General features: G+C 62.3%; 19 protein-coding genes, 4 tRNA genes and 1 pseudogene. 17 read left to right on the top strand and 7 right to left on the bottom strand.

Annotation, left to right across the window (positions count from 1 at the left end):
- Window positions 1–95 precede the first annotated feature (95 nt).
- The 5 genes and pseudogenes from ABOD76_RS12155 (at window position 96) to ABOD76_RS12135 (ending at window position 5,223) form a co-directional block, all read left to right on the top strand.
- Entirely contained in the window at window positions 96–518 is a 423-nt protein-coding gene (locus tag ABOD76_RS12155) for a DUF6896 domain-containing protein (RefSeq protein WP_350245111.1), read from the top strand.
- Between the two features lie 274 nt (window positions 519–792).
- Window positions 793–1,647 (top strand): TIGR02452 family protein, encoded by an 855-nt coding sequence (locus ABOD76_RS12150; protein WP_350245110.1) that lies wholly within the window; start codon window positions 793–795, stop codon window positions 1,645–1,647.
- Between the two features lie 51 nt (window positions 1,648–1,698).
- Window positions 1,699–2,557: pseudogene (locus tag ABOD76_RS12145) on the top strand (IS5 family transposase).
- Between the two features lie 35 nt (window positions 2,558–2,592).
- Window positions 2,593–2,793 carry a hypothetical protein gene (locus ABOD76_RS12140; protein ID WP_350245109.1) on the top strand — a complete coding sequence of 67 codons (201 nt, stop codon included), beginning with the start codon at window positions 2,593–2,595 and terminating at the stop codon, window positions 2,791–2,793.
- A 1,839-nt stretch (window positions 2,794–4,632) separates the two neighbouring features.
- Window positions 4,633–5,223 carry a hypothetical protein gene (locus tag ABOD76_RS12135; protein WP_350245108.1) on the top strand — a complete coding sequence of 197 codons (591 nt, stop codon included), beginning with the start codon at window positions 4,633–4,635 and terminating at the stop codon, window positions 5,221–5,223.
- Between the two features lie 579 nt (window positions 5,224–5,802).
- On the opposite strand, the gene ABOD76_RS12130 is transcribed toward ABOD76_RS12135, so the two are convergent.
- Complete coding sequence (locus ABOD76_RS12130) at window positions 5,803–6,723, bottom strand: hypothetical protein (protein ID WP_350245107.1); 921 nt, start codon at window positions 6,721–6,723, stop codon at window positions 5,803–5,805.
- A 106-nt stretch (window positions 6,724–6,829) separates the two neighbouring features.
- A complete protein-coding gene (locus ABOD76_RS12125; RefSeq protein ID WP_350245106.1) occupies window positions 6,830–7,045 on the bottom strand; it encodes a hypothetical protein in 216 nt (71 codons plus the stop codon).
- A gap of 260 nt (window positions 7,046–7,305) precedes the next feature.
- Between ABOD76_RS12125 and ABOD76_RS12120 the strand changes: the two genes are divergently transcribed.
- Window positions 7,306–8,271: a PH domain-containing protein gene (locus ABOD76_RS12120; protein WP_350245105.1), complete on the top strand. Its 966-nt coding sequence runs from the start codon at window positions 7,306–7,308 to the stop codon at window positions 8,269–8,271.
- Between the two features lie 191 nt (window positions 8,272–8,462).
- Here ABOD76_RS12120 and ABOD76_RS12115 read toward each other — a convergent pair whose 3' ends face one another.
- The 4 genes from ABOD76_RS12115 to ABOD76_RS12100 all read right to left on the bottom strand — a co-directional run bounded on the left by ABOD76_RS12115 (window position 8,463) and on the right by ABOD76_RS12100 (window position 10,736).
- On the bottom strand, window positions 8,463–8,702 hold the full coding sequence (locus tag ABOD76_RS12115; protein ID WP_350245104.1) for a hypothetical protein: 240 nt from the start codon (window positions 8,700–8,702) through the stop codon (window positions 8,463–8,465).
- Window positions 8,703–8,825: 123 nt separating this feature from the next.
- Window positions 8,826–9,626 carry a hypothetical protein gene (locus tag ABOD76_RS12110; RefSeq protein WP_350245103.1) on the bottom strand — a complete coding sequence of 267 codons (801 nt, stop codon included), beginning with the start codon at window positions 9,624–9,626 and terminating at the stop codon, window positions 8,826–8,828.
- Between the two features lie 221 nt (window positions 9,627–9,847).
- Window positions 9,848–10,231, bottom strand: coding sequence for a hypothetical protein (locus ABOD76_RS12105; protein ID WP_350245102.1), 384 nt, complete (start codon window positions 10,229–10,231; stop codon window positions 9,848–9,850).
- A gap of 259 nt (window positions 10,232–10,490) precedes the next feature.
- Window positions 10,491–10,736 (bottom strand): hypothetical protein, encoded by a 246-nt coding sequence (locus tag ABOD76_RS12100; protein ID WP_350245101.1) that lies wholly within the window; start codon window positions 10,734–10,736, stop codon window positions 10,491–10,493.
- 1,063 nt (window positions 10,737–11,799) lie between these two features.
- Here ABOD76_RS12100 and dinB point away from each other — a divergent pair.
- From dinB to ABOD76_RS12070, 6 genes are all read left to right on the top strand, one after another.
- Window positions 11,800–12,858 (top strand): DNA polymerase IV, encoded by a 1,059-nt coding sequence (gene dinB / locus ABOD76_RS12095; protein ID WP_350245100.1) that lies wholly within the window; start codon window positions 11,800–11,802, stop codon window positions 12,856–12,858.
- A gap of 135 nt (window positions 12,859–12,993) precedes the next feature.
- The gene (locus ABOD76_RS12090; protein WP_350245099.1) at window positions 12,994–13,497 is read left to right on the top strand and encodes a DUF7662 domain-containing protein; all 504 of its coding nucleotides are present in this window, start codon (window positions 12,994–12,996) and stop codon (window positions 13,495–13,497) included.
- Between the two features lie 178 nt (window positions 13,498–13,675).
- Complete coding sequence (locus ABOD76_RS12085; RefSeq protein ID WP_350245098.1) at window positions 13,676–14,350, top strand: vWA domain-containing protein; 675 nt, start codon at window positions 13,676–13,678, stop codon at window positions 14,348–14,350.
- Complete coding sequence (locus tag ABOD76_RS12080; RefSeq protein WP_350245097.1) at window positions 14,347–15,234, top strand: PP2C family serine/threonine-protein phosphatase; 888 nt, start codon at window positions 14,347–14,349, stop codon at window positions 15,232–15,234. The genes ABOD76_RS12085 and ABOD76_RS12080 overlap by 4 nt, the downstream gene beginning before the upstream one ends.
- Window positions 15,231–17,267, top strand: coding sequence for a helix-hairpin-helix domain-containing protein (locus ABOD76_RS12075; RefSeq protein WP_350245096.1), 2,037 nt, complete (start codon window positions 15,231–15,233; stop codon window positions 17,265–17,267). The genes ABOD76_RS12080 and ABOD76_RS12075 overlap by 4 nt, the downstream gene beginning before the upstream one ends.
- Entirely contained in the window at window positions 17,264–17,776 is a 513-nt protein-coding gene (locus tag ABOD76_RS12070) for a hypothetical protein (protein ID WP_350245095.1), read from the top strand. The genes ABOD76_RS12075 and ABOD76_RS12070 overlap by 4 nt, the downstream gene beginning before the upstream one ends.
- 214 nt (window positions 17,777–17,990) lie before the next feature.
- On the opposite strand, the gene ABOD76_RS12065 is transcribed toward ABOD76_RS12070, so the two are convergent.
- Window positions 17,991–18,455: a hypothetical protein gene (locus tag ABOD76_RS12065; protein WP_350245094.1), complete on the bottom strand. Its 465-nt coding sequence runs from the start codon at window positions 18,453–18,455 to the stop codon at window positions 17,991–17,993.
- Between the two features lie 338 nt (window positions 18,456–18,793).
- Here ABOD76_RS12065 and ABOD76_RS12060 point away from each other — a divergent pair.
- The 5 genes from ABOD76_RS12060 to rsr all read left to right on the top strand — a co-directional run bounded on the left by ABOD76_RS12060 (window position 18,794) and on the right by rsr (window position 21,195).
- A tRNA-His gene (locus ABOD76_RS12060) sits at window positions 18,794–18,868 on the top strand.
- A 152-nt stretch (window positions 18,869–19,020) separates the two neighbouring features.
- A tRNA-Gln gene (locus tag ABOD76_RS12055) sits at window positions 19,021–19,096 on the top strand.
- A gap of 93 nt (window positions 19,097–19,189) precedes the next feature.
- Window positions 19,190–19,263 (top strand) — tRNA-Gly (locus ABOD76_RS12050).
- A 74-nt stretch (window positions 19,264–19,337) separates the two neighbouring features.
- A tRNA-Asn gene (locus ABOD76_RS12045) sits at window positions 19,338–19,458 on the top strand.
- Window positions 19,459–19,548: 90 nt separating this feature from the next.
- Entirely contained in the window at window positions 19,549–21,195 is a 1,647-nt protein-coding gene (gene rsr, locus ABOD76_RS12040; protein ID WP_350245093.1) for an RNA-binding protein Rsr, read from the top strand.
- Window positions 21,196–21,263: the final 68 nt, after the last annotated feature.

Genomic DNA, 21,263 nt, shown 5'->3' with positions numbered 1-21,263 from the left:
GCCGTCAGCTGACTCTGGAAAGACTCAGGGCACCAGGGAGCAACCTCATGGAGAGCCGAACCCGTCCGTTCAGACCACGGCGCGACACTGAGGGAATGCCCTCTCCCCTTCCTTCTCCCGACCTTGAGGCGTTCCGCGCACTGGTGCGGCGCTACCACACCCTGGTCCATGAGGTGATTCGGCGGATAGAGGCGCAGTACGGAGCTGCCCACATCGAAGACGTCCTGGAGGACCGGGTGCCCTGGGTCGGGGAGCTGCCCGGCCTGACGTTCCACTTCCACGGACTCGGTTTCACGGCCGTCCTGGACGGATACACCGTCAAGTGGGACTGGCTGGGCGACAGCATGAACGACATCAACATCTGGGCGCTCGCGCAGCTCACCCAGGACCATGAGGCCGAGTTTGGCGTGTGGGCCAGCTATCCGGTGCTTCTGGCGTACGCGCGCCGATGGGCGGAAGAGGGCGTGTTGGAAGCGGTGGAGGCAGGGCACACCTACCGCTTCACGGATGACGGTTGAGCTTCAGGAGGTGAGGAGACCGGTCGAACCCTTTCAGGAGAGAAGTCACCTGGGAACCGTGGCCGACAGTCCATGCAGCACCGACTGGGTGCCTCCTCTGCTCCACCATTCGTGTTCGTTCTGCTGAGCCGCTTGTGCGCCAGAGCAGTTCACCGGGAAGGAGGGCAACCAGCCAGTTCCACAGAATTTGAAACGCAGAACAGAGAACAGAGTCCGGCGCACGTATTCACGTCCACACCTCTCCCATCTTCAGCACCCTACAAAGGAAGCGCTAATGACCCAGTTTCCCCCCATCAATCGTCAGGCCCTGATCGCAGAGGCGCACACCATCGTCGACATCCTCAACCAGGGCGGTTATGAAGGACCCGCCGGGTACGTCTGGCTGCAGCCGGATCTGGATCGGCTCGCTGCGGGAACACGCCATTACAGTGCTGCTGAAACGCAGGCGCTGAGCAAACTGCCCCCTACGCAACACGCTACCGGCCACACCCGCATCTCCGTCACGCGCGAAACCACTCTGGCGGCCGCCCACAGGATGCTGACGGAGAGCCGGGTGCCGGTTGCGGCCCTGAACTTCGCTTCGGCGACCAACCCAGGAGGTGGGTTCCTCACCGGTTCCGCGGCGCAGGAGGAAAGTCTCGCCCGTGCAAGTGGTCTGTACTCTGCCCTGCTGCAGTACCCCGCGTATTACGCGTCTCATCAGCAGGCGGGAAACCGACTGTACAGCGACCAGTTGATCTTCTCTCGGGACGTGCCGATCCTCCGGGATGCCGCTGGAGCCTGGCTGGCTTCCCCCGCGCATTTTGATGTCCTGACGGCAGCGGCCCCCAACCTCCGCAACCTCAGCGAACAGGAGTTGGCGCAGCTTCGTCCTGCTGCAGAGGCGGCGCTCGCACAGCGCGCAGCGCTGGTGCTGGCCCTTTTCGCCCATCATCGCTGCAGCCGACTGATCCTGGGAGCATGGGGCTGCGGGGCCTTCCGAAATGATCCGGAGCATGTCGCTGGAGTGTTTGCGCAATTGCTTCAGGGGCCGTATGACAACGTGTTTGACGAGGTGGTGTTTGCTGTCTTCGCGACCCCCGCAGAGGAGCGCAATTTGCGTGCCTTTGAGCGGCACCTGTTGCGCTGAACCCACTTGGGTCTGTCTGACGGAACTCATCTGAAGTGCGTAGATTCGGGGATGCACCGCACGGATCTAACGGCGCAGCAGTGCGTTGCGTTGCAACCCAGGCTGCCGAAGAACCCGAGGCGCGGCCAACCCTACACGCCACACCCGAAGGTACTGAACGGCATCCTGTGGCGAATCAAGACGGGCGCTCCCTGGCGGGATGTGCCGCGTCGGTATGGGCCTTGGCAGACCTGTTACGACCGGTTCGTCCGCTGGTCGAGAGACGGCACGTGGTTACGCCTGCTCCAGATGCTCCAGGCGACGGCAGATCAGCACGGCGAGATCGACTGGGACAAGGCCGCTGTGGACCGTGCCCATATCCGGGAACAGCGGAGCGCGACTGGGGCCAGGAAGATCGTTCCTACAGCAGAAAAAAGGGGAGCTGCGCTGACGAATGGCTCAGGATCAGCCGAGGTGGACGCACTAGTAAAATCCACGTCTGAGTGAGGGTCGTGGACGACCCTTGGCCGTCCTGGTGGCTGCCGGGCAAGCCTCGGATCCAACCTTTCTCGTGCCGCTCCTGGACGCGGTCCGGGCTCCACGGGTGGTGAAAGGTCGTCCCAGAAAGCGTCCGACCAGTCTACGAATGGACCGGGCATATGGAGCCGGCGTGTATCGACGGGCCCTTCGGGCCCGTGGAATTCGATGTATCTGTCCGGAGCGCGAAAACGCTCGGAAGGCTCGCCTGAAAAGGGGACAGCGGGGCGGACCTCCGCCTCGCCATGACCTGGAAGCCTACAAGAAACGAAATCTCGTCGAGCGCTGCATCAATTGACTGAAGGACTTTAGAGCAGTCGCTACCCGGTATGACAAGCGCGGCTGGCATTTCCTTGCGGTCGTACACATCGCCTGCATCATGCTCTGGCTCTAATTCGTCAGGCAGACCCTAGCCAGAGGAGCCTTACTGTGACCAACGACGATCTGCCAGAACAGCTCGTTGACCTTGACTCCGCGCCCACGACCACCTGGAGTGGTGTGGAAGCCCTATTCAATCAGAACATTCGGTTGCTGTTGCGCGCCGACCTGGATAACACCCTGGCCCTGAGGGTCATCCGCAGGCACGGCTTGAGTGACTGGAGCTGGAAGGTTGGATGGACGACAGTCTAGCTGACTTCATCACTAACGAGCTAGAGGTCGCAGACTTGTGAGCGCTCGCTGTGTCCCTCCAAGCTACCCTGGAGGTCACCTTCCGTTTCTCCCAAGGGGATCCGCTGAATATTTCGCTGTAAGTCCTGACGACATTTGTACTGGGCTGTCTGCAGTTGTGCGGCCGTATGGAGCGCTAGATCTCCGATAGCCAGCGTCAGCGTTCGTCTGGCGGTGCTGGGATTGGTTCCGGGTGAGCAGGATCCGTCAACTCACCATCAAGAAAGAAAAGGTAGATGCGGTCGAGAGGCTCACCCAGGAGTCCATAGGCCAAGACGTGGCGTGTCGGGTGATTTTGACTGGTGAAAATCACCCAGCGTCCACTACCTCCACTCAGACGACCCTGTACATCGGGCTGATAGTCGATTCTGTCGAAAGCATTTTGGAGGAGGCTTAATCCGTCCCGGTAATCTGCTACTCGGTAAGCCTCCGCGTCGGTCACAGGGGTCAGCTGCGGGTAAGTTCGGTGGATTTCCTTAGCTATCTCTGCCAGTGTCTGCGTAGTTTTCGGCGTACATTCAATGGAAATGCTCTTAGGCTGCCGTGCTGTCGATCCCAGCAAGAAGCCAGGGGTCAACTGACAAGATGCCGCAGAACTCGTGCTTATACCGAGCAGCGTCACCAACATCGCACCAAGGTGGCCACCACGACCAAGAGCCGTACTCAACCTCTGCACGGGGTTAATACGTTGCGGAGGCACGAGCTACATCCGGCCCCACTTTCGAGTCAGATGCTACCAACGTGCCATTGCGGTATATGCGCACGGTCGCCGAGCCGCTCGCACCGCAGGTACTCTGGGCCGCTAACGAAACAATCTGCCCGGACGCTGTCGGAAACGTTTTGTCGAATGATGTCGCCTGTAAGGACGATGCACCACTGGGTGTGGAGTAACCGATGGTGGCAGGACAATTGATGGTCTCGACGGTGAGACGCATGCCGGATGTCACGGGCGTGGGGGAAGAACAGACTGTGCCTGGTGGGTATGCAAAATCCGGATTGCATGACCCAACCGTCGTATCAAAGTTTGCTGGTGGCGTGAATGATGCCGAATCGCTCTTGCGCTCTCCACAGGCGGCGAGTCCTACACAGAGTGCCATCACGGCTATGACTTGAGTTTTCACCCTTAAACCATATGTAGATACGATGCACCAGCCAGACGCATGTGTGTATTGTTAAGTTTTCAACAAAGTTTGATGCTGGAATTGCGAGGGGGTGAGTTTCCTACGGATTGATCACTTCCTGTAACTATTGATGTCGGCGTAGGTTGGCACAGACAGGACGCGGGACGTTATGATGACAATCAACATCAGTGCGCAGGTGGAAGAACGGCGACTTACTGCGGTGGAGTGCCTGGAGCGCGATACCCACCCAAATCCATTCGGAGGATCGAGAGCGGAACCGGGTGGAACGGTTCATGCTCCAGATGAAACGGTGTCGCCGAATCACCACTTAGGACGGCCGGCGTCGCGTGCGCCTTGAAGTGTGTATACCTGGGTGCGGCGCGATCCTAAATGCCACGTCCAAGCTGTCGATCATCAGGTCTATGGATCTTCGTCCATCCAGTTGGACGTTCGGTAGCGGCGGCCAAGGTTGACTGTGCTGGAACTCGTCCTGCGAGAGTTCCGCAACGATGCCCAGGAGGCGGGCGTGGTCAATGGCCAGGACGCACATCGGCGGATCAGGACTGTACATCCGTGCGTAGACGCTGGATGTTGTGATCGGCGTAGAAGATCTAGGCTACCCGTCACATCTGCATCACTATCGTCTACTGGAATGACATGCTGTCTCTTGGAGGCAAGCATGAAACGAACCCTATTGGCGGTCGGACTCCTTCTGTGCGGCTCGGCACTCGCTGTAAACAGCACCACTGCAAAGCCGAGCTTTGCGGATACTGTCTGGTACAGCAATTTCGCAGCCGTGAAAGCCAACATGGCGAAGCATGGCTACGTCTACGACTCCGCTCTGCCGCAGAAGGGAACCAACGACCGGCTATTCACCGGGGTCATTGACAACGTGCCAGTGCGAATCACGATGTGGTTCAACAACAAAGACCAGATCGTTGGGACCAGCGTCATCTTCAGGCCTCCCAGCTACCCATCCAAGCAGATCACCATCTACAACACATATTCGACCTTCCTCGACTCTAAGTACGGACGAGGCAAAGAGACAGACACCCGCCAGTGGAAAGACGAGTTCCTTGACCTCAGAGACATTGCAGACGGCAAGGCCGAACTCTCCAAAGGATGGTTCTTTGTGGATTCGGGTTATCTGATCAATCTGCAAGTGTCCACCCCATACGTCAACAACAAGGACGTGTATGCGAGTATTGAATACGTCTCTCCTCTCTACGATGTCGAAGTCGACAGAAGGTCAAAAGCCAGCGATTTCTAAACCACCTAAGCGCAGGCTCGGATTGGTCTGTTATCGAAAGGTCAAAGGACTGTAGTCGGCGGTCACGCTGCTGGATGGCCCGCTGGTGGAGCGCTACATAAATCGAGGTCACCCGGACCCGGCGCGAACGAGCCGCTGGCCGGGATCATCACGAAACTAGGCGCGGGGGAGCTGAAGCCGGCCAATAAGCTGACGGTGGCGGGTGATGCACCAGTACCTGCAGCGGGCACCTGTAAGGAGGCGTTTATGAGTGTGCGGGGCCAGAAATAAACCACCGAGCGCGTCACGGCTAAACTGGCAGCGTCACCGTGCACTTACAGCTCTGAACTTTATCAGTGTAAAAAACGACGTGAGGGTCATCAGGACCTATAACTCAACGCATCTCCTGGAATGGTCAAGGATTAGCTGTAGCCGACCATCCCTTGCCAATGCCCTGAGCATCTCCCTTCCTTAAAATCGTTGGTGCCCTGCTGGCGTCGGTGGTGATGTCCAGGTAGCGTTGTCGGCGCTGGTGCTCATAACCATTCTCAGGGCAAGAAAAAACCGCCCCGGTGGGGGCGGTGTGTCGGATGGCTGGTATCAGCAGCTCTTGTTATAGGTTGCGCGGTCCATGGCATCGATCTCGCCACCAAAGATTTCCTTGATTCGGATGTGGGCAGTGGCCATGGACGGGTTTCCAGTTGTGATGCCTTCAAACGGTGACGTCTGGTTCGGCAGCACCGGATCGTACTTCAGGAAGGCATCGTCGCTTTTCACAAAGGTCCCGTCAGCCGTGTAGAACGAAATCTCCGCTTCCAGGCTGTCCATGCTTTCTCCGCTGACGTTTGTGACTTGCCCATTAGTGTGCACGAAGTCATCGTCCATACTCCAGTTGAAGGCGTCAATAACGACCTTTACGTTGTTGCAGGTTTCTCGAATCTGGTCTGCAACCATCTGGCGGTTTGCGGCAGCTTGTGCATCAGCAGCCTGCTGCTGCATCGCTGCCTCATGCTGAGCCTCGATTTTTTTGCCTTGCGCTGAATCTGAAAACTGCAGGGCGACATCCTGGCTTCTCAAACTGAGCGAGCAGGTAAACTTTACGTTCTTGGCCTTCACCTGCATGACCACCTTGTCACCTCGTATGGTTGCAGGTACGACGACGAATACATTTTCTGGGTTGGCAGCCAAGTAATCGTATCTTTCAGATACATCATGCTTACAGCTGTCCGGAAGTAGCTTCTGAAGCGTTTTGAGCTTATCTGCGTTAGGATCTTGTTTCGGTGCCACGGTAGTCTTCGCGTTACTCGCGTTTTTAGCAGCTGCGGATGGAGTGGCTGGTTTGCTGGCCGCCTCGCTGGCAACTGGCGGATCGACCATTGTCGAGATGATCAACGCCGCAAAACCGCCGATGAACCAGTACGCTACCACACGCTTTTTGCCTTTTTTCCTAAACGCTCGGACAAGCGCAACAACGAACATGATGCTGCAGGCCAGCCAGATGAAGGCTAGTAGGATCGTCATGGCTTAGCCTACCCGGTGTACCGTCCTCACACGGACGCATATGTTGGCAGGGCGCGAGGATGAAGATCAGCCGATCAACTCTGAGCCGGCGGTTTCTTATCCAAAGTCACAAACGCTCGGTCCATCGCCTCTTGATCGGATGTTGTTCTTCAAAAGCCTCTCGAATGTGGCTGATCCCGAAGATGTCGAGGTAGAAACTGCCTTCGTCCCCACTGGGCGGGAAAAACAGGCCTCCCGACATGGACTTCTCTTCAACCATCACATGCGTGAGCACGTATTCAGCGCTGTTACGGACGCCACTTGCAACCAGTCGAGTGGCCATGAGCGCGTTTTATTGGCTGGGCACAGCGTTTGCGTTCAGAGAATAGGATCAACCAGAGCTCAGTCAATAAATGTCTGGATGAGTCAAGAGCTAAAAAAGGAATTGTCAGATACCCGCTGTGTTGTCTTTTGTAGCACGGATGTGCCGAGCAGGATGCCCTGACGAGAACCACTGAGCAAAAGCGACGGACAAACGCGACATGGCCTTCAGAGCCAACACTTGTTTGCTACTTGTAAGAACGGGCGTGTTGGAATGGGACCATGACCGACTTCCTTGATATCAGCCCCTCGTTCAAGCGGCACACGGAACTCCAGGGTGGATTGGGAGACAACGTCACCGCCGCCCTGCAGGCAGGCGAACCCATCCTCGCCGAGGTGAAGACCAACATGGGTGAAGCGGCCATCCTGACCGAGCACCGACTGCTGCTCATCCGGGCTGGCATGATGACGGCCGCTGTAGGCAAGGTTTTCTCGTTTCCGCTGACCGACATCATCGATACTGTGCTTGATGAAACCGGCTTGGTGAAGAAGTTTCGGGTGAAGAGCACCCAGACGTTCCTGCCTGGACACGAACTCACCGTGCAGAACGACGCCGCCAACCTGAAGCGGGTCAAGGAGTTCCATGCGATCCTCTCCAGGCGACTGGATGTATTCGGCCGGGCGCCGGCCCCGGTGCAGACCCTCTCCGGCCACACCACGATGGCGGGGAAGCTTGGAGACGCGGTTCGCGCCACGCTTCGTCCAGGTGAGGCCGTGATGCGTGAGATTCAAGTGATTGGTGAGGGTCTAGTGGTGACGGATCAGCGGGTACTGATCGTCAAGGGCGGCCACGCCGCTCAGGCGATGTTCGGCCAGAAGGTCAAGAGCTATCCCTTCGACGCGATCACCAGTGTCGAAGTCAGCTGCGGCGCGCTGATCGGCCGCATCCAGATCACCGTACCAGGGTCCACCGAGGGTGCGGGACGGTCGTCCGGGCCTGGGGCCACTGGGCAGATGGAGAATGTCGTTCAGATCAATCGTAGCCTGCTACCGCAGGCCCGCGAAATCGCCAACTTCATTGAGGAGCGGATGCATGAGGCGCGGCAACCGAAAGTGCTGGCCGTTCCCGTCAACGTGCCGCAGGTCTCCGTGGCTGACGAACTACAGAAGCTCGCAAGCCTGCGGGATAGCGGAATCTTGACTCAAACTGAGTTCGACGCGGCTAAGGCCCGGCTCCTCGGTCTCTAAGGGCATCAGACTTGCTCTGCAGCACGCCTCCGACGCGACCATTGAAGGACAGGGCCGGCGAGCTGAGGCGACACTCCGTGTCGTCGAACCGGAAGCCTTCCTGGTGTTCAAAGGGCTCGCCCTGATGGGCCGACGAGAATTGGAAGACGCCTATGACGTGGTCGTGCTCGGTGGGCCCTGCACGATGCAGTTCAGGATGTTGCCGTGCTGCGTGCTCGCCGGGGCCAGCACGCAGCCCCCGGGCAGAAGCGTTTCTCGGCCATCAGGTTGGAGGAGCGCTGCAGCCACGGCTCGCGGCCCTTGGAGATCCAGCGGGCGACGCGCAGGAACACCTGGCTGGCGGCCTGCTCGTGCGCCTGCGCGTACTGATTCATCAGGATGAACTGGCCGTGCTCGTCGATGGTGACGGGCGGTGCGGATTCGAGGGTCATGCGTGGGCCTCCTGGGGGCACAGTACGGGGGAGGTGGGTGACCGCGCGGGGCGGCTGGCACACACAAACGAGACCCGCCCAGCCTGGAAGCTGGGCGGGTCGGGTGAGGGTGGTGGAGGGGCATCAGCGCAGTGGCGTGAAGTCGCACAGCGCCGCGCTGCGCCGGAGGGTATACGCGACGTGCCCAATGCCCCCGACACTATTGAACGTGACGTACATGGCCCCCTGCGTGCCGGCCGTGTTGAGGATCTGAGTGACGTACAGGCCGTCGAGCGTCTGGTTGTGGCACTGGTCTGTCACCTTGTTGTTCGCGACGCGCACCAGCTGAACAAAGAGTTTATTGCCCTTGATTTTGACGCCATACACGCCGTTCCCAACCGCCCAGAGCGGCATGCCGGGCGCGGCCTTCTGGGCCACCTGCAGCGTCTTCGCTGCGTCGGCATCGGCCGCCTGATCCACCTGCGCCTGCTTTGCCGCTGCTGCTGCCGCGCGTTGTTGCGCAGCCTGCTGCTGAATCCGCGCCTGCCGGGCCGCCTCGGCCGCCAGCGCCTGCTGCTTGCGTTGCGCTTCGGCCAACTGCTGCGCCTTGAGCTGCGCGGCCGCTTTCTGCTGCTGGTCCTTCAGCAGCAGGTCCTTCACGGTGCGGGTGGAGAGGGCGAGCGTGCGGACGTTCACGCTGGTGGTGATGGTGGCGCTGTGCGGGACGCTGAGGTCGCCCGTGGCGGCGACATACGTGACGCTCCCGATCATCGTGACCGGCACGTACACGGTGTCCCCATCACGCACGACGGGTGGGGTGGCGGCCGGGTTGTGGAGCGTTGCAACTGGCTGATCGTCCAGCAGCAGGTGGGCGCTGGAGAGCTTCAGGTAATAGGTGTCCGCAATGTCGTTCAGGCGAACGGCCGGCAGCCCATCGAGCAGCACGCCGTGCTTGAGCCAGGCGGTCCAGCGCTCGCGGGCTCGCGGGTGGGCGCTGCCAGCACCTGCTCCCAGCTGGATCGAAGCGCGGTCACAGTGAGGCCTTTGTCTGCAGGCGGATTGTCTGTGCTCGTTGACCTCGGGTTTGTATTACAAAAATATGCACGGCATCGTGTGCTTGATTTAGTTGCTGGGATTGTAGCAGGAGCGTTGGGTTTCAAGAAGAATTAGATTTGAGCGCCTCGCTGAAAACTTCTTGTTAGAACGTATTGTCCCTTGCTATAAACCTCAATTATAGCTTCCTGGGAGGATACTTCTAGAAATACACCACACTTATACTTATGTGTCTGCTCTGAATCTGTAAACGCTTTAATTTTAGCTCTATCATATTCTCTGCCCTCATCCCCTCTTTCATCATCTTTATACTTTACTTCGATTATTACCGCGTTCTCGTCGTTTCTGTTACGTTTATGTATGACTATATCAGGATACGGACTGATACGGAAATGCATTATAGCCTCTGCAATTTGCCTCTCCATCTTCTCTGCTTTAATTATCCTATCCACTAATTCTTTAAGTTTCTTTTTTGGGAGGTGTTCTGCATAAACCATGACTGTTTTTGGCTTTTTGTGATTCCTATTATACTCACAATTTATATCGAAACCTTGATAGAATTTTCCAGGTGGACAGCAAGCCGATGCGCAACACTACGCTCGCTAACTCTGCGATCAATCAGGTTTCCATACTCATTCCAGACCAGCCGCATGGACGCTTGAACCGCCGCAACCGCACTTTCTATACATTTCTGAGATTTCATAATTAAATTTCATCCTATATAAGATATTCAGTTTTCAGCACATTAACCTCCAGCTAAAAAACGTAAGTAACGCAAAGCTCAGTGTTATTTTTGTCGATTTCGTTGGTGTATACAAACATCTTGATACTACCATTAAAATCTTTCAAGTGATACAGATTATATCCTTGACCAAGTGGCTTTATATCATCACCTGAGACACCCTTCAACAAAGTGTTTGCTTTGACCCAAGCAAAGTACGAAGGTAAGGGAATTTTATAATCACCAAGAATTTTTAGAGCGGGGTTAGCAAAGCTAATCATATTACAAAGGGTGTTGTCGCTACTGGCAAACGATTGTAGCTCCGATATAGATGCCCTCAACTGTTCTGCGCTCTGTGATCCTGCGAAAGAGAAGGACGCGAGTCCAAGCGAAACCAAGAGTGTTTTTCTCACCCACTTAGACTATCCCCGAACGGCCATAGATTACTCTACAAACAACTCAACTGGCGCTACGAGATCAAATGATCAGCGAACGTGTCCAGGAAGGCAGGATCGTAGGCTGCCGGGAGAAAGGTGTCAGGCCGCGCCGGGTGAGGCGTTCAGCAGCTTCTTGAATCACCTGCCAGTTGGGGGGTGGTTCATCGGTTCTCCTTGGCTTTCAAGGTAGGGCGCCTCTAGCGTATTCGTTCAACCTCGACTCGTCATGGAAGTGTTAATGGACCGCCTTCAGTCGTACTCCAGGCGGCCGACCAACTTTCAGCCAGCCTGTTGCAGTCCAGCGCCGCCTCTGATCGCTCGAATCCCCGTCTCCGGAAGTGCAACTGCTGGATGCCGTGCCTTGTGCGTGCCTTATTGGCGCAGAAATCAGGAGCACCCAAACGCCAACAACGGAGACGACCAGGACAGGGCACTTGCGATCAACACGGTCTCCAGGCCGCTGATCGGCATCAACGGATATCAACGGCGTCGCAACAGCTTCCATCTACGGATCAGAAGGCCAAGAGTTCAACTCCTTTCGGGCACACCATGGAAACCTCGTCCAGAACGCGTTATTGATCATAGGCCGGGAGCAAACCTCGGGAGCAGATCAGGGAAAAGACACACCGCTTCTGTCGTGTGACCACTTTTCGCAAACACAAAAGTGCAGGCTTCTGAAGCTGAGCTCGAAAACTGGCGCATTAGCTCCCGTTCCTGGAGGACGGGCTGACTCAGTAAGGCACTGGAACAGCGTGAGCTCGTTCCGATGACCGATATGGATCACGATGGCGGCCGTCTCCGGGCTGGGTACAGTGGAACGATCGGCTGGTATTCCCCATCAGAATCCTTAACACACAGACCGTCTCCTCCGCCTACCCGACAGCATCGCTTCAGTGACAATAGGCCTATGACCCGTCTCGTGGTGCACGTGGATATGGACGCCTTCTACGCCTCGATCGAGATCCGCGATCAGCCGGACCTGGCAGAAAAACCCGTCGCCGTCATCGTGCCGGGCCGACGGGGCGTGGTCATGACAGCGAACTATGTCGCCCGTGGCTTTGGTGTCCACAGCGCCCTGCCCGTCCACCTGGCCCGACAACGCTGCCCCGGCATCGTCCTGATTCCTCAACGCATGGACGTGTACCGCGCCGTCTCGGCCCAGATTCACGGCATCTTTGCGCAATACACCGAGGAGATCGAGCCGCTCGCGCTCGACGAGGCATATCTCGATATGACGAAGGAAGGGCGGGCACTGGCGCAGGGCGAGGCGCTGGCCCGGAGCATTCAGGCGGACATCCTGGCCGAAACACGACTAACCTGCTCGGCCGGCGTGTCGGTGAACAAGTTTCTCGCCAAGTACGGCAGCGGCATGCATAAACCCGGCGGGCTGACGGTCATCCACCCTGAGGAGGTCGACGCCCTGCTCGCCGCCCTGCCAGTGGAGGAGTTCTTCGGCGTCGGCCCGGTGATTGCAGGAAAACTCCAAGCGCAGGGGATCCACACCGGCGCGGACCTGCGTGCGAGGTCGCTGCCTGAACTTCAGGCCATCCTAGGCGCCGGAAAATTCGCCCCCCGGTTGTACGACCTGGCGAGAGGAGTGGACGAGCGCCCTGTGGAAGCTCACCGGGAGCCGAAGTCCATCGGCGTGGAGCAGACCTTTGAGCGTGATGTTCAGACCCGTGAGGCGCTGCTGGCGGAACTGCCGGGAATCACGGCCCAGGTGGCGGCGCGGCTCTCGAAGCGGGGGTATGTCGGGCGGACGGTGGTCCTGAAACTGCGATACGAGGACGGGACGACCGTGACTCGCCACCGCACGCGAGATGAACCCCTGGCAACCGCCGCTGAGCTGGCCCAGGGCGCCGCCGAGGTGTTGACGCCGGAACTCCTCGAGGGGCACCGGGTGCGGCTTCTTGGCGTGAGCGTGGTCAACCTCAGTTCCAGGGAAGAAGCCCAGAGCCCAACTTGAAAGGGAGTCCCTTTTCCTGGGGAGCATGCAGACCCAGATAAATCCCTCTTTCGCAGGCCATGCGCCAAACCGGACTCCTATTGTCCCCCTTTATCCCTATTGACTTTAGGGTCTATCTAGGGACATAGTGTCTGCATGAACACACTGACTGTGCAACTGAAGGACGGCGAAACGCTACTGCTTAACCTTGAAACCACGACCCCTGCCCAGCCTCAGGAGGTGCTCCAGGCTTTTATGCACCTGCTTAACGCTGCAGACTCCACCAGCCCGCTTCCCGTTTCCGTAGCACCGATTAAGGGCAAATACGGACCGCTGGCTGACCATCTGAACGCCCAGGATCGACCCTCGCTCCACCTGACGTTCACTCAGATCGAACAGCTGCTGGGCTTCCCGCTCCCCGACTCTGCCCAGGAACACCGCGCCTGGTGGGCCAATGACGTTACTCATTCACAGGCCCGGGCCTGGACGGCCGTCGGCTGGCAGAGCAGCGACGTCGATCTCGCCGCCAGGACTGTCAACTTCATCCGGACGCCCCAGACGCGTGCGGACGATTCCAAGACCCGGCGGTCCACCAAGGGCGTGAATCTCGTCGTCGGGGGGATCCGGGTACCGCTGACGCGCGGTCGGCAATCCGACTGAGCGGTGGTCCTGAAGCACTTGACCGAGATCGGCATCTCAGCTTGGAATGCCGATCTTTCTGTGGCCGTCGTGCCCAAACACCCTTGACCCCGCTGCCGGAAGTCTCGGTCAGGGCAGAGCCGTTCTGGCCTCCTGTCCCCGCCGGAACTACACAGACTCCAGTGTCATAGTGAGGGGCATGACGGACTCCGAGTATGCCCAGCTGTCGTTCGGTCTGGCCGAATTCGCCGACAACCCGGAACCGCGCTGTCCGGTGCTGCTGCTGCTCGACAACAGCGGCAGCATGTCCGGCGAGAAGATCCGGCAGCTGAACGAAGGGCTGCGTGACTTCCAGCGCGACCTGGCGAGTGACAGCCTGGCCGCCAAACGCTGCGAGATCGCCATCGTCAGTTTCGGTCCTGTGCGCGAGGTGCTGGGCTTTACCTCCGCCGAGCACTTCCAGGCGCCGCAGCTGAAGGCCGAGGGCTCCACCCCGCTGGGCGAGGCGGTGAAGCGCGGCCTGGAGCTGCTGCGGCAGCGCAAGGAGACCATCCGGCAGAACGGCATCGGACTCTACCGGCCGTGGGTGTTCCTGATCACCGACGGCGCGCCCACCGACGCATGGCAGAGCGCCGCCGCCGAGGTGCAGCGGGGCGAGGCGGCCAAATCGTTCGCCTTCTTCTCGGTGGGCGTGGCCGGCGCGGACATGAAGATGCTGGAGCAGCTGAATCCGGCGCGCGCGCCGCTGGCCCTGTCCGGCGTGCGGTTCCGCGAGCTGTTCCAGTGGCTGTCGGCCAGCCTGAAGAGCGTGTCGCAGAGCACCCCCGGCGACGCCGTCGCCCTGGCGAGCCCCAAAGGCTGGGCGGAGATATGACCGCCTCCGCGTGGCGGTACGTTTCCAGTTCCGTCCGCGGCACCGCCCACGTCGAACACGGTCTCCCCTGCCAGGACGCCCATCAGGTGCGCGAGGCCGTCAACACCCAGGACGAAGCGCTGCTGCTGCTGGCTGCCAGCGACGGCGCCGGGAGCGCCCGGCACGCCGAGCGGGGCAGCCGGCTGGTCTGCGAGGAGGCGCTCAAGCTGCTGGAACTGCGCTTCGCGGACGCGGACGTCCGCCCGGACCAGCACTTCGGGGAGGAGGTGGTGCAGCAGCTCCGGCAGCTGCTGACCACCCACGCCGAGGAGCAGGGCTGCGGCCTGCGCGACCTGGCATGTACGCTGCTGCTGGCCGCCGTCTTGCCCGGCTGGGCCTGGTTCCTGCAGGTGGGCGACGGGGCGATCGTCACCCAGGCATTGCCGGCCCCGGACACCGAACCGTTGCCCTTCGAGGTGGTGTTCTGGCCCGACAACGGGGAGTACGCCAACCAGACGTACTTCGTCACCGACGTGCCGGAGCCGCACATTCACACCCGGCTGGTCGAGGGCGAGGTGCAGCGGGTCAGCCTGATCACCGACGGCCTGCAGCCGCTGGCGCTGGCCTTCAGCGAGCGGCAGGCGCACTCGCCGTTTTTCGCGCCGCTGTTCGGCACCCTGGAGGCGGCGCCCGACGCTGGCGAGACGGGGCAGCGGGCGCTGCAGCCGGCCCTGAACCAGTTCCTGAACTCGCCGGCCCTGAATGCCCGCACCAACGACGACAAGACCCTGGTGCTGGCCAGCCGGCGGGTGGCCCGGCCGATGGCCCCTGAGCCCGAGCCGACCCAACCAGACGACGACACCGCCGACCTGCTGTTGACCGGACCGGGAGCGGCCCCGGCATGACCCAGCTGGCCCTGCTGGATGGCCAGGGCCGGCCGGTGGCCCTGGACCAGCCGCTCGGCGTGGGCGGACAGGGCACCGTCTACCGGGTGCGGGGGCAGCCGCAGCTGGTGGCCAAGGTGTACCTGAACGCGCCCAGCCGCCGCGACGTGCAGAAGCTGGAAGCGCAGGTGCAGGCGTGCCGGCCGGACGTGCTGAGCATCAGCGCCTGGCCCAGCGCCCTGCTCCGCGACCGCAGCGGCAGCATTCAGGGCCTGCTGATGCCGCTGGTGAGCCCCGACGAGTACCGCGAGATCCACGACCTGTTCGGCCCCGCCTCGCGGCGCAAGTACTTTCCCGGCACCGACTGGAGTTTCCTGGTGCACGTGGCGCGCAATGTGGCCCGCGCCTTCGCGGTGATGCACCTGAGCGGCCACGTGGTCGGCGACGTGAGCAGCCGCAACCTGATGGTCTCGCCGCAGGGCACCGTGCGGCTGATCGACACCGACTCGTTCCAGATCCGCTGGGGGCAGCAGGTGTTTCCCTGCCCGGTCGGCACCGCCGATACCACCCCGCCGGAGTTGCAGGGCCAGCGGTTCGGGACCTTCGTGCGCGACGCCAACCACGACCTGTTCGGCCTGGCGGTGATGATTTTTCAGCTGCTGTTCCAGGGCCGCCATCCGTATTCCGGGGTGCATGCCAGCGGCGCCACCCCCACCCCTGCCGAGGCAATCCGGGCCCACCAGTTCGCGTACGCCCGACAGCCACGCGGCGTCCAACCCCCGCCGCAGACGCTGACCCTCTCGGACCTGACGCCAGAGGTGGCCCGTCTGTTCGAGCGGGCCTTCGCGCCGGAGGTCCGGGGCCGCCCGTCGGCCGGCGAGTGGGACCGGGCGCTGGCGAAGCTGGCCCGCAGCCTCACCGGCTGCCCGCAGGACATCAGCCACCGCCACGTGCGCGGCCAACGCTGCCCGTGGTGCGCCACCACCCAGGCGGCCACCACCAAGAGCCGGGTGTCGGCCGGCGCCAAGCGGCTGGATGTCGTGCGCGAACTGAACCGGGTCTGGCAGGGCCTGCAGGCGCTGGGAATGCCGGCCGCGCCTGCCCCGGTCACCGCACCGCTGCTGCTGCCGGTGCTGCCGCTCAGCGTGCCGGCCGCGCCGGTCCTGCAGCTCTCGCCGCCACCGCCGCAGCGCCTGCAGGCGGCCCGCACCCGCCGCTTCACCGCCGTCCTGCTGCTCGGCGGGGCCAGCGCGCTGCTGTGGTACAGCGCGCCGCTCTGGATGGCGCTGGGGCTGGCCCTGCTGGCCTGGCTGCTGTTCAGCACCAACGGGCCGAGGCAGGTGAAGGCCGCGCACGAACGCGCGCTGCGGGCCCAGCATCGGCAGGCCCTGAACACGCATCGCCACGAGCACCGCGCCCTGGTGCGGCAGCTGCAGGCGGACATCACGTCGCTGGAGGCCCGGCTCGAGACCCTGCAGGGGCTGCTGCAGACCGACAGCGCCGTGGCGAAGTACCGCGCCGCCCTGCCGCCGCTCGAGGCGCAGCGGGCCAGGATCCTGGCGCTGGCCGCCGAGGAGCAGCCGGCGCTGGACCGGCTGGTCGAGCAGCACCGCGAGGCGGCTCTGGCCCAGTACCTGAAGCGGCAGCCGCTGACGGCAGGACTGGTCAACGGCATCGGCCCTTCCTCCATCACGGCGCTGCACCGGGCGGGCGTGCGCACCGCGTATGACATCGGCCCGCAGGTGCGCTACGTTCCCGGCATCGGCCAGCGCCGGGCGCGTGACCTGCTGGAGTGGCGACGCGCCCAGACACAGTTCTTCCAGTTCAATCCGGCCCAGGTGCCGCCGGCAGACGTGGCGCAGCTGCAGCAGACCCTCGACCATCAGGCAGGGACGCTGCTGCAGCAGCTCAGCACCGACATCGCACGCGTCGCGGCCGACCTGCACATCTGGCGTCAGGTCGAGGCGGCGACCGCCCAGCAGGCCCGGCAGGTTCTGGGCGACATCGAACAGCGCCGCCATGCCATCGCGCGGCTGGAAGGCGCCACTCCGTGACCGGCGACCAGACCCTCCGACTCCAGCGGGTGCTGCATCTGGCCCTGTCGAGCCCGTATCCGGGGGAGCGCGACAAGGCTGTGACGCTGCTGGCCCAGCTGCTGGCCAAGGCGGGCATCGGCCTGCATCAGCTGGACGGCAGCTTCACGCCGGGCGCCTCACTGGACGACCTGAGGCGTCGGGCCGGGCTGCCGTGTCCGCACACGGTCCTGATCAGAAGCCGCGAAGAGCTGACCCTCTACCACCACCTGATCCGGCAGCTGGCGCCGCATGCCTGGCCCCCGGCGGCGCTGGCGGAGGACACCCAGGGCTACCGGCTGACCTACGTCGTGGAAGCTGCGCTGCACCTGGAGCTCGACCGGCGCTATCAGCAGGCCCGGACTGCGCTCCCAGCCCGGCTGGCGGCTGCCCAGCAGCAGGCCCAGCGGGAGTATCAGGCCCGCCGACAGGTCCTGTTCGACGAGGCGATTCAGGCCCTGGCGCAGGGCACGGGCGGCGCTCAACCTTAACGAGACTGGCGTGGAGAGGGACCCACACACCGAGAATGCCCTTTCCTGAACCTTCTGGCCACCTGATCGTCCATTGGCGATGCCTCGAAGTCTGCCATAGCCGCCACGGCCGGGACTCCGCAGGGCGAGGGGAGGGCGCCCGTTCGCCGACACATGGCTGCGCGGGAAATCTCGGCCGTAGTGCTGAGCCACCGGCCGCCGATGTTCTCCCTCGTTATTCGGTGCGGTGAAGCTGAACCGAGATGCTGCCCGTCAGCAGCCGGAGCTTGCCGCTGAACTCCACGCCGCGCAGCATGCCCGTCAGCTCACCTGCCTGCTTCGCCTCCGCCCCAAGCCGGAAGTCCCTCACCACGGCCGACGCCGAAATGGAGCCGCCGACATCCGTGTACAGCTTCAGCGCCATATCCGCGCCACCGGCTGTGGGGACGTACGCTCCCTGGACGGCATAGTTGTTCCCTGAAGTGAGGTTGTAGAACACGCCATTGGCACTTCCGCCAGCGGCATCGACGTTCAGGGCCATACGGTACCGGGCACTGGACAGCACGCCCGTTCCAGCCCCCTCGTACACCTGCGTCTGCAGCCGGGGCTTCGACACCTGATCGCTCGACGTGACAGTGATGGACGGAGCGCACGCGGCAAGAACGACACTCAAACCAATGATTGGCAGGGGGATTCGCATAAGGAAGCTGACCTCGATCAGTCAGGGCTTCAGGCTAGCACCTGAGTGGGGACCAGGCGCTGCTCCGCCCGGCACAGGTCCCCGTCCACACGGCGTATGACACGCTAGGCCGATGGGCGCATGTGGTGCGACTTCGTGCCGACTAGACTCCTCGAGAGGTGATTCCCATGACGAACGCAACCCGACATCCTGACCGCGAGGCGAGCCGCACCCGGCATGCCCGCTTGAATCAGGGCGGTCGTCAAGGCCACGCTCCATGCTTCTCCCTCAAGACACAACCTTCCTGACGGTTCTGCCCGCGTTCCTCGGCCAGCCGTCGCGCTGGCCGAGTTGTTGTGGTGATTGTCGTCCAAGGGCAGGACGCCGCGTTGTGGGCGCGGAGATCTCGGGTTCAACTCCCAGCAGTCACCCCACGGACAGGTGAACAAGCAGCGGAAGCAGTGAACGGTTCATCTCGCGGAGGTGCAAGTCCTCCCCTGTCCCTCCTCGGCTCCGGGCCGAAGACCGATGGTTCTCCCTCGAACGGATCAACTCCGTCGGTCATCCCTTGTCCGGAGCCTTTCTCTGGTCCTTAGCTCAAGTGGGAGAGCACCTCGCTCTGAACGAGAAGGTTCCAGGTTCGAGCCCTGGAGGGCCATCCAATATCGGGTGTGGTGAACGGTCAGGACCGGCAGCGCTGTGGGGGCACCCTCGCATCCGCTGCGGCCTGACCACGCCCAGCCCCACCCTTCCTCGCAGGTTTCGTCCAACAGCAGGACGTCCGTGTGCCACACGGGAAATGGGGGTGCAAGTCCTTCAACCTGCTCCAGCGCTTCGCCCGTCCGGCGGGCCGGGGCGCGCAGCATGACGGGAGTCCGGCCCTTTCCGGACACATCAATGTGTGGGGCGGTAGCTCAGTGGTAGAGCAGGACATCCTCGGCACTCCTTGCCCGACGGGCCGACGTTCGAGGGTTATCGACTGTTAATCGCCAGGTCGCCGGTTCGAATCCGGCCCGCTCCACCAGCGCCGCACTGCGGCACATCACAAGACATGGAGGGGAAGCGGCTCACCCGCTTCTTCCCCCAGCTTTGCCCTGGACAGGAGGGCCACATCATGAAGAACTATCTGAAGGCCATTGCTCCGCAGCGGGTGAACCAGCGCGAGCCGCTCCCCGGACGCTTCGACCAGGTGCGCAACAACGCGGGCGGCTTCGTGTTCGAAGTCAGTGACGAGGCGCGCTTCCTGCGGTTCCTGATCCTGGGGACGGAGGGCGGCACCTACTACGTGAACGAGCGGGCGCAGACGCGGCTGGAAACGGACTTCGTGACGCGCTTCGTGCGCGAGCACGGGATGAAGGCGGTGCAGCTGATCCTCGACGTGGCGCAGCGCAACCGCGCTCCCAAGGCCGACCCGGCGCTGCTGGCGCTGGCCGCCGTGGCCAAGCTCGGCGACCTCCCGGCCCGCAAGGCTGCCTGGAACGCGCTGCCGCAGGTGGCCCGGACCGGCACCCACCTGTTTCACTTTCTGGCCTTCCTGCAGGAGTTCGGGGGCTGGGGCCGCCTGACCCGCCAGGGCATCTCGGACCTGTACCTGAACACCGCCCTCGACCGGCTGGCCCTGTGGGCGGTGAAGTATAAGGCCCGCGACGGCTGGTCGCACGCGGACGTCCTGCGGCTCGCGCACCCGAAGGCCGAGGACCCGGCCCGCAACGCGGTGCTGCGCTTCATGGTGAGGGGCGTGCTGGACGACGGCGAAGTGACGGACGAGGCGCTGCGCGTCATTCGGGGACACCTGCTGGCCCAGGGGGCGGGCAGTGACGCGGACGCCGCCCAGCTGATGCGCGAGTACCGCCTGCCGATCGAGGCGGTCCCGACGCACGTGCGTGGCGCGGGTGTGTACCGGGCGGCGCTGGAGACGAACGGCCTGACCTGGACGCTGCGCAACCTCGGCAACCTCGCCCGTGTGGGCCTGCTGGTTCCCGGGAACTGGAACGTGATTCAGCAGGTGGTGGAGCGCCTCACGGACCCCCAGGCGCTGCGCCGGGGCCATGTCCACCCGATCGACGTGCTGAAGGCCCTGCTGGTCTACCGCGCGGGCCGCGGGGTGAAAGGCAGTGGCACGTGGACCGTGGTGCCGCAGATCGTGAACGCATTGGACCAGGCGTTCATGCTGGCCTTCGCGGCGGTGGAGCCGGCGAACCAGCGGTTCGTGCTGGGGCTCGACGTGTCCGGCTCGATGGACAGCGGCATGATCGCGGGCGTGCCGGGCCTGACCCCCCGGCTGGGCACCGCCGCGATGGCGATGGTGACCACCCGGACCGAGGCCCGGTCCACGGCGCTGGCCTTCTCGGCGGTTCAGGGCCGGACGGGGGGCAAGTGGGGCGGCGGAGAGCCGGGCCTGACCCCGCTGAAGTTTTCTGCCCGCACGCGGCTGGACGACGCGGTGGCGTCGATGCAGAAGATCCCGATGGGCGGCACCGACTGCGCGCTGCCGATGCTGTGGGCCGCCCGCAACCGGATCGAGGCGGACGTGTTCGTGGTGTACACCGACAACGAGACCTGGGCGGGAGCGGTGCACCCGGCGGTGGCGCTGCAGCAGTACCGCGAGCGGATGGGAATTCCCGCGCGGCTGATCGTGGTCGGGATGACCGCCACACGGTTCAGTATCGCCGACCCGGCGGACGCCGGAATGCTGGACCTGGTGGGCTTCGACAGCGCCGCGCCGCAGCTCATGACAGAATTCGCCACCGGGCGCTTCTGAACTTCAGAGGGAGGCTGGGATGCAGAGCATCCCAGCCTCTCGTTGTGCCGCCGCGGCAGCAGGGTTCA

This window comes from Deinococcus sonorensis KR-87 (genome assembly GCF_040256395.1).
Taxonomy (GTDB): domain Bacteria; phylum Deinococcota; class Deinococci; order Deinococcales; family Deinococcaceae; genus Deinococcus; species Deinococcus sonorensis.
Note: the sequence above shows the minus strand (reverse complement) of the source record. Positions and strands in the feature narration are given on the sequence as shown.

Bases quoted from the DNA above. Each gene is read 5' to 3' on its own strand.
- ABOD76_RS12155 (WP_350245111.1), top strand. From the start codon at position 96: ATGCCCTCTCCCCTTCCTTCTCCCGACCTTGAGGCGTTCCGCGCACTG.
- ABOD76_RS12150 (WP_350245110.1), top strand. From the start codon at position 793: ATGACCCAGTTTCCCCCCATCAATCGTCAGGCCCTGATCGCAGAGGCG.
- ABOD76_RS12135 (WP_350245108.1), top strand. From the start codon at position 4,633: ATGAAACGAACCCTATTGGCGGTCGGACTCCTTCTGTGCGGCTCGGCA.
- ABOD76_RS12130 (WP_350245107.1), bottom strand. From the start codon at position 6,723: ATGACGATCCTACTAGCCTTCATCTGGCTGGCCTGCAGCATCATGTTC.
- ABOD76_RS12125 (WP_350245106.1), bottom strand. From the start codon at position 7,045: ATGGCCACTCGACTGGTTGCAAGTGGCGTCCGTAACAGCGCTGAATAC.
- ABOD76_RS12120 (WP_350245105.1), top strand. From the start codon at position 7,306: ATGACCGACTTCCTTGATATCAGCCCCTCGTTCAAGCGGCACACGGAA.
- ABOD76_RS12115 (WP_350245104.1), bottom strand. From the start codon at position 8,702: ATGACCCTCGAATCCGCACCGCCCGTCACCATCGACGAGCACGGCCAG.
- ABOD76_RS12105 (WP_350245102.1), bottom strand. From the start codon at position 10,231: ATGGTTTATGCAGAACACCTCCCAAAAAAGAAACTTAAAGAATTAGTG.
- ABOD76_RS12100 (WP_350245101.1), bottom strand. From the start codon at position 10,736: ATGATTAGCTTTGCTAACCCCGCTCTAAAAATTCTTGGTGATTATAAA.
- dinB (WP_350245100.1), top strand. From the start codon at position 11,800: ATGACCCGTCTCGTGGTGCACGTGGATATGGACGCCTTCTACGCCTCG.
- ABOD76_RS12090 (WP_350245099.1), top strand. From the start codon at position 12,994: ATGAACACACTGACTGTGCAACTGAAGGACGGCGAAACGCTACTGCTT.
- ABOD76_RS12085 (WP_350245098.1), top strand. From the start codon at position 13,676: ATGACGGACTCCGAGTATGCCCAGCTGTCGTTCGGTCTGGCCGAATTC.
- ABOD76_RS12080 (WP_350245097.1), top strand. From the start codon at position 14,347: ATGACCGCCTCCGCGTGGCGGTACGTTTCCAGTTCCGTCCGCGGCACC.
- ABOD76_RS12075 (WP_350245096.1), top strand. From the start codon at position 15,231: ATGACCCAGCTGGCCCTGCTGGATGGCCAGGGCCGGCCGGTGGCCCTG.
- ABOD76_RS12065 (WP_350245094.1), bottom strand. From the start codon at position 18,455: ATGCGAATCCCCCTGCCAATCATTGGTTTGAGTGTCGTTCTTGCCGCG.
- rsr (WP_350245093.1), top strand. From the start codon at position 19,549: ATGAAGAACTATCTGAAGGCCATTGCTCCGCAGCGGGTGAACCAGCGC.